This window comes from Streptomyces sp. NPDC002265, from assembly GCF_040296125.1.
Lineage (GTDB): Bacteria > Actinomycetota > Actinomycetes > Streptomycetales > Streptomycetaceae > Streptomyces.
The window spans coordinates 1-6,258 of the sequence record NZ_JBEOWS010000464.1 but is presented as its reverse complement, the minus strand read 5'-3'; the positions used below and the strand labels follow the sequence as shown (position 1 = coordinate 6,258).

The following is a 6,258-nucleotide window of genomic DNA, read 5'->3' as shown; positions in this document are numbered from 1 at the left end:
CTGCTGGTTCGTCCCGCCCTCCGCGCAGCGCAGCACGATCTTGGCCCGTAACGCGAGGAACTGGGCGGTCCTGGCCTGCCGCGCCCACTGCTGCAACTGTCTGCGCTCAGCATCGTCGAGGACCAGGTCGGCCTTCGGCCGGCCAATCCAGCCGGCGTCCTCGAGCCCGGCCATCCGCTCTGCAGCGAAAGCCCGACGCCACTTGCCGACCGTCTTGGCCTGGACACCGACGAGCCGCGTGACACCCGCGTTCGACATGCCGTCCGCACACGCCAGGATGATGCGGGCCTTCTCGGCCGAGCGCCGATGCGGCAATTCCGTCCGGCGCACCAACTCGGCACGCTCGGCCTCGGACAGCGTGATCGCCACAGCAGAAGGCCCCGAATGCGGCATGCCAACAGGATACTTACTAACCCTCAGGATTTCTGGCGCATCACACTAGTACTGCAACGGTGATTGTCCTGATTGCTGGCCAGTTCAGGGGCTGTGGCCGCGTCGTTTGTAGTGACTGAGGCGGGCCTGGTGTTGCCGTCTGCGGCGCCAGGTCGACCAGTGCAGGATGTGGTCGGCCGAGGTGGGGCGGCGGTCGGTGAGGCGGGTGATCAGTCGTCGGATCTCGGCGAGGCTGAGATGGATGAGCTGGGAGGATCCGTTTCTGCTTTCTCCGCATCCAGTTCGCTGGCCCGCAGAGCGGTCAGGCAGGCGTGAGCGGCCATGGCGAGGGTCATGTGCCGGTGCCAGCCGGGATAGCGGCGGACCTGGTAGTCGTCCAGGCCGCACTCCTGCTTCGCGCTCTGGAAGCATTCCTCGACCGCCCACCGGCTGCCGACGATCGGGATGAGCTCGTCGAGTGTGGTGTCGGCGGGGCAGTAGGCGATGTAGTAGGAGGTCTCCTCGGGCCTGCTGACGCTGCGGCGGGCGATCACCCAGTGCCGTCGGTCCTCACGGCGCCAGGGCCTGACCTCGACGCGGGCCCAGTCGTAAATCCGTCGGCCGTGTGCTCCCTCGCCGCAGGAACGACGCTTCCACTTCTGCCGTGGCAGGCCGGGAAACAGGTCGTGGACGGGGTGGTCGAGTGCCCAGCGCCTGGGCACCGTCGGTGCGACGACGATGAGACGGATGGTGGTCAGGCAGCCGCCGCCATCACGGTCGCGGCGGTCGCCGCCCGCGTCCTACAGGGCGGTTTCGCCCTGGGCTGTCCAGCTGCGCAGCACCCGCTCGCGGCCATCTGTCCTCGCGATGGGGCGGACCGTGACCTGCGGATCTTTGGGGCGGCATCTGCTTCGGCGTCCGCTGCGGCGCGGAATGCCGCTGAAGACGGCCGCCACTGCCGGCGCCCGCAGGCAGGATCGGGACTCCCAAGGAGTCAGCCGACAGTGTGCCTGCGCAAGACGCGGAATGCCTTGATCGCGGCCCGTGTCTGTGCCGCGCTGTCCCATTCGGCGCTGTACTCGCCTTGCGGCCGGCGCCAGACGCGCACCAGCCGGTCGGCCACCTCGGCGATGTCTTCAGGGGTGGCGAAGGCGTGGTGCAGGGCGTCGACGTGGCGGGGCGGCCCGATGGCCCGGGCGCCGGGACCGATCAGGGCGTAGGCCCAGCCGGTCTCCTCATGCCAGTGCAGGCGTATACCGCCAAGTCCGGCAGTGCGGCTCACATCCCAGGCCAGCACCATGTACATCCGCTCGCCGCGCTCGCGCCCGGTGTGGTCTGCCCGGACCGTTCCGGGCGGGATGCCGCGGCGGGTGAGGGCCTCGTCGACGGCCTGGGCGTAGGGCCAGTGCGGCAGGCCTTGCGGCCACCTCGGGATCAGCCCCGGCGGATCCAGCAGCACGATCTCCACCTCCCGGGGTGCGTCAGCAGGCTCAGGAAGCGCGCCGGTACAGGGCGGCCGGGCCGATGGGCCGGGCACCGAACCGGTCCCGGATGCGGTCCATGACGTTCTCGGCCACCAGCCGTGTCTCGCGGACGACGTCGAGGCTGACCTGTTCGGTCCGGCCGGCGTCGAGGAGGTCCTCGCCTTTGAGGGCGAGTCCGGTCAGGCGGCCACGCTGCAGGGCGGCCGCGTTCATCAGCTGGTAGGCCAGCACCCGCAGGTCGTCGTCATGGGCGGAGGGCGCCGGCAGGCGCCGTGTCTTCTCCCACGAGGTGCCACCTGCGAACCGCAGCGTCAGTGTCACCGCCCGGCCGACTGTCCCCGCCGGCGCAGCAATAGTCCGAGCTGGACGACCAGGTCGAGCAGCGCGGAACAGGACCTGCCACGGCAGGCACCTCACCACGCGGCCGGCCCAACCGCCTGGCCGCACAGCCTTCGTCGCCTGCACATCCGCTGGTAACGACACGACGCCATCCGCGAAGCCTTCATCGACCTCGCTACCTGCCTGATCACCCACCGACACGTCCAGCGCCCTTGTTGGGGCCGCTTTGAGGCAAAGCAAGAGCAACAGATCGATTTCTGTACACAACAGGGGCTGACGCCAGGGTCCTGGTGCGCGGTAACGTGCGCGCTCGGCCTGATCTTCGTACTGTCCGGGGACATTTATGCCTGATCCTTCCAAGCCGCTGGGCGACCAGCCGTCGTCGCCTATGCCCTCCGCTGTGACGGCAGATTCGCGAGCCCGGTCCTTGAAGCGGTCTCAGGTGCTGTGGTCGGTGCTGCCGCCGGGCCTGGTCGCCGTGGCCGGTGCGATGGCGACCGTGCTGGTCCGAGACGGCCACTTGGAGAGCGTGGGTCCCGGCGGCGTGGTCCTCATCGGCGCCATGACAGCAGGAATCGCCGGTAGTCGGGCCTCGGCGCAGGCGCGTTCAGTCACCGAGCATTGGGCGGAACTGTCACATGCGGCCGACCGGAACCGGGCCGAGCTGGCCGATCTGACCCGTGCCACAGTCGAGGGCAGGGCCGAACTAGAGTCGCTGTGCCGCCGGTTGGGGATGGCAAAGTCGTCGCGGCGTCGGCCGGAACTGCCGCCGCAGCAAGGGGCGGACGACCTCTCCCGTCTGGGATTCGAGATCGCCGCGGCCCGACGCGAGGCGGAGGCCGCGCTGCTGGACTCCGCTGCTGGCGCGGTCGACGCGGAACACGGTTCCCGCCTGGCGCAGTTCGAGGTGTTCGCCAACCTGGCGCGTCGGCTGGAGTCCCTAGTGCACCGTGAGATCGGCCTGCTGGACAGCCTGGAGAACGAAGTCGAGGACCCCGACCTCCTCAAGGGGCTGTTCCGGGTGGACCACCTTTCCACCCGGATCCGCCGCTACGCCGAGAATCTGGCCGTGCTAGGCGGCGCGAACACCCACCGCCAGTGGACCCGTCCCGTCAGCCTCACCGACGTGCTGCGTTCCGCGGTAGCCGAGATCGACCAGTACGCACGAGTCAAACTGGTTCCACCCATCGAGGGGACGGTCAGCGGCCACGCAGTGGTCGACGTGGTACATCTGCTGGCCGAGCTGCTGGAGAACGCGACAGTCTTCTCGCCGCCTCAAACCACAGTGCATGTACGGGTGGAGGCCGTTGCCGCAGGGATTGCCATCGAGGTCGAAGACCGGGGCCTCGGCCTGTCTACCGCCGAGCGCAACCAGATGAACACCCTATTGGGCGCACCAGGCGAGGTCGCCCTCGAGGAACTGCTGCAGGACGGCCGTATCGGCCTGTACGTGGTGTCCGTCCTCGCCCGGCGGCATGACATCGCGGTGCAGTTGCAGACCAACGTCTACGGGGGCACGCAGGCCGTCATGGTGTTGCCCAGCGCACTGCTCGGCACACCGTCGGCGGCTTCCCTACCCGCGCACGATGCTGCCGCAACCCTCGGCCAGATGCCGCGCAACCTCGTGGTGCCCGAAGCTGCACAGCTGACCGGGGTCGCGGACACGCCCATGTCCGACGCCGAAACCCAGCCCTCCTCAGCGCCCTCCGACAGCCAAGACGACCGACCTCGGTTGCCGCAGCGCCGCCGGCAGGACCCCGTCGACCAACCGTCGCACCCCGTTCGCAGCCCGGGCGCTCGGGAGGACATCGCACACGACCCGGGTCTGATGGCTGCCTTCCAGACCGGACTACGCAGGGCCGAGGAAGCAGAGACTCCCTGATACCCGCGGCCACGCCGATGGTCTGGGCCCTGTTCAGCAAGCCGTTTCCTTCCGTCGAAGAGGAGTACACGATCGTGGCGAACGAAGACCTTTCCTGGCTGTTGACAGGTCTGATGAACCGGGTGCCGCACACTCGAAGCGCCTTGTTGCTGTCCTCGGACGGCCTGGTGAAGGCAGCAGAGGGGCTCGACGATGACGCCGCAGACCAGTTGGCGGCCCTCGCCAGTGGGCTGTACTCATTGGCACGCAGCGCCGGCAGGCGCTTCGACAATGGTGGCGACGTGCGACAGATAGTGACGGAACTCAGCACGTCGCTGCTGTTCGTCTCGGCTGCCGGACACGGCACTGTGCTGGCAGTGCTGGCCAAGCGTGAGGCGGACGCGGCGGTACTGGGTTATGAGATGGCGATGCTGGTCAAGAGTGTGCGCCCGCACCTGGCCACGCCGCCGCGGCATCCGGTGGGATAGCCGATGACGCCGGTCCTCCCGGACGGACCGCTGATGGACGAAGCGGTCGGGCGGCTTGTCCGTCCTTACACCGTGAGCGATGGCCGGACCCGGGCCACGTTCCACTTCACCCTGGTGACCGTGGTACTGGCCACCGGTGTCCAGACGCAGGGCGCCTTTGGTCTGGAGCACGCGCAGGTACTGGCGCTTTGCGAGCGGCCTGTGAGCGTCGCCGAGGTCGCCGCTCGGATGCAGGTGCCCGCCGCCGTGGTCAAGGTGCTGCTTTCCGATTTGGCGGAGGGAGGCGCAGTGGTCGCAGGTGACGCAGCCACAGCACCTTCGGGCCACTACGCACGACCCGATCGAGACCTCCTGGAAGCGGTACGTGATGGCCTCCTCAAACGACTCTGACCCGGTGCACGCCGAAATCCTGCCGGTGGGAATCAAGGTGCTGATCGCCGGCGGGTTCGGCGTGGGAAAGACCACCTTCGTCAACGCACTCAGCGAGATCGAGCCACTCAGTACCGAGGAGATACTCACCGCGGTCAGCGCCGCCACGGACCGACTCGACGGAGTGGAGAACAAGGCCACGACCACGGTGTCCTTGGACTTCGGGCGGATCACACTCAGTCCGTCCCACATTCTGTACCTGTTCGGGACGCCTGGGCAGGAGCGCTTCTGGTTCATGTGGGACGAGCTTTCCGAGGGGGCGCTCGGGGCGGTTGTCCTCGCCGACACGCGTCGGCTCGAGCACTCGTTTGCGGCGGTGGACTTCTGCGAGCGGCGAGACATGCCCTTCGTCGTCGCCGTCAACGAGTTCGACGGAGCCCACCGCTACCGGGCCGAGGAGGTGCGCACCGCGCTCGACCTCAGGCAGGAGGTGCCGGTGGTCCTGTGCGACGCCCGTATCCAGAGCTCGGGCATCAGCGTGTTGCTAGAACTGATTCAGCACCTACTCACGACAAGGAGTTCCCATGGCAGCGACACCGACCAATCCCTCCTCCGGGCCTGAATCAGTCATTGCCCTGCGCCATCTGCTCCTCCCGCCGGAGGACCCGCAGGTGCGAGTCCGATCCGAGCGGCTGCGCGAGTTGGGAATCGAAGCCCGTCCGGATGCGGAACTCGACGCCTTCGCCCGGGATTTGGCGCGGCGTACCGGCGGCTGCTACGCGGGGGTCAATTTCTTCCTGGACGCCGACCGTCAGTACTTCGCCGGGCTGTACAGCGCCGCTCAGGACACCACAGTCCACTTTGGGCCGCCGCTGTTGGAGGATCCCGTGCCAGGCCGCATCATGCCGCGTGACATCGACATGGGTATCTGCCCGCATGTGGTTAAACGTCGCAGGGCGCTGGTACTGGAAGACATCCGGGACTTCCCGCGGTTCGCCGGCAACCCTGTGGTCGACGCGATCGGTGTCCACTCCTACCTGGGTGCACCGCTGATAGACAGCACCGGTGTCGTGCTCGGCACGGTCTGTGTTGTTGATCAGGACCCGCAGCCTTGGGGTCGGAAGGGTCTGGAAACCATCAAGGCCATGGCCGCCGAACTGGTCACGCGGCTCGAGGAGCCGGCACGGCGTCACAGCTGACCGGTGCCGCCGGCCCCGAACACGACCTTCGCTTGGCTCTGTCGGGGATCTTAGTACTGCAACGGTGCTTGTTCTGATTGCTGGGCATTTTTCAGGGGCTGTGTCCGCGTCGTTTGTAGTGGCTGATGCGGGCCTGGTGCTGCCGG

8 protein-coding genes and 1 pseudogene are annotated in these 6,258 nt (G+C 67.8%); 5 read left to right on the top strand and 4 right to left on the bottom strand.

Annotated features, from left to right (window positions below; all coding sequences use genetic code 11):
* The 4 genes and pseudogenes from ABT085_RS42600 to ABT085_RS42585 all read right to left on the bottom strand — a co-directional run.
* Nucleotides 1-369: helix-turn-helix domain-containing protein (locus tag ABT085_RS42600; RefSeq protein ID WP_351621427.1), on the bottom strand; the 369-nt coding region annotated here is incomplete at its 3' end.
* A gap of 233 nt (nucleotides 370-602) precedes the next feature.
* Nucleotides 603-1,097: pseudogene (locus ABT085_RS42595) on the bottom strand (IS701 family transposase); the annotation flags it as partial.
* A 269-nt stretch (nucleotides 1,098-1,366) separates the two neighbouring features.
* The gene (locus ABT085_RS42590) at nucleotides 1,367-1,840 is read right to left on the bottom strand and encodes a hypothetical protein (protein WP_351621419.1); all 474 of its coding nucleotides are present in this window, start codon (nucleotides 1,838-1,840) and stop codon (nucleotides 1,367-1,369) included.
* A 22-nt stretch (nucleotides 1,841-1,862) separates the two neighbouring features.
* A complete protein-coding gene (locus ABT085_RS42585) occupies nucleotides 1,863-2,177 on the bottom strand; it encodes a hypothetical protein (protein ID WP_351621416.1) in 315 nt (104 codons plus the stop codon).
* A gap of 460 nt (nucleotides 2,178-2,637) precedes the next feature.
* Between ABT085_RS42585 and ABT085_RS42580 the strand changes: the two genes are divergently transcribed.
* The 5 genes from ABT085_RS42580 to ABT085_RS42560 all read left to right on the top strand — a co-directional run bounded on the left by ABT085_RS42580 (nucleotide 2,638) and on the right by ABT085_RS42560 (nucleotide 6,112).
* Complete coding sequence (locus tag ABT085_RS42580; protein ID WP_351621413.1) at nucleotides 2,638-4,077, top strand: sensor histidine kinase; 1,440 nt, start codon at nucleotides 2,638-2,640, stop codon at nucleotides 4,075-4,077.
* A gap of 74 nt (nucleotides 4,078-4,151) precedes the next feature.
* Nucleotides 4,152-4,544, top strand: coding sequence for a roadblock/LC7 domain-containing protein (locus tag ABT085_RS42575; RefSeq protein ID WP_351621410.1), 393 nt, complete (start codon nucleotides 4,152-4,154; stop codon nucleotides 4,542-4,544).
* A gap of 3 nt (nucleotides 4,545-4,547) precedes the next feature.
* Entirely contained in the window at nucleotides 4,548-4,934 is a 387-nt protein-coding gene (locus ABT085_RS42570) for a DUF742 domain-containing protein (RefSeq protein WP_351621408.1), read from the top strand.
* A complete protein-coding gene (locus ABT085_RS42565; protein WP_351621405.1) occupies nucleotides 4,912-5,535 on the top strand; it encodes a GTP-binding protein in 624 nt (207 codons plus the stop codon). The genes ABT085_RS42570 and ABT085_RS42565 overlap by 23 nt, the downstream gene beginning before the upstream one ends.
* Nucleotides 5,498-6,112 carry a GAF domain-containing protein gene (locus ABT085_RS42560; RefSeq protein ID WP_351621402.1) on the top strand — a complete coding sequence of 205 codons (615 nt, stop codon included), beginning with the start codon at nucleotides 5,498-5,500 and terminating at the stop codon, nucleotides 6,110-6,112. The genes ABT085_RS42565 and ABT085_RS42560 overlap by 38 nt, the downstream gene beginning before the upstream one ends.
* Nucleotides 6,113-6,258 lie beyond the last annotated feature (146 nt).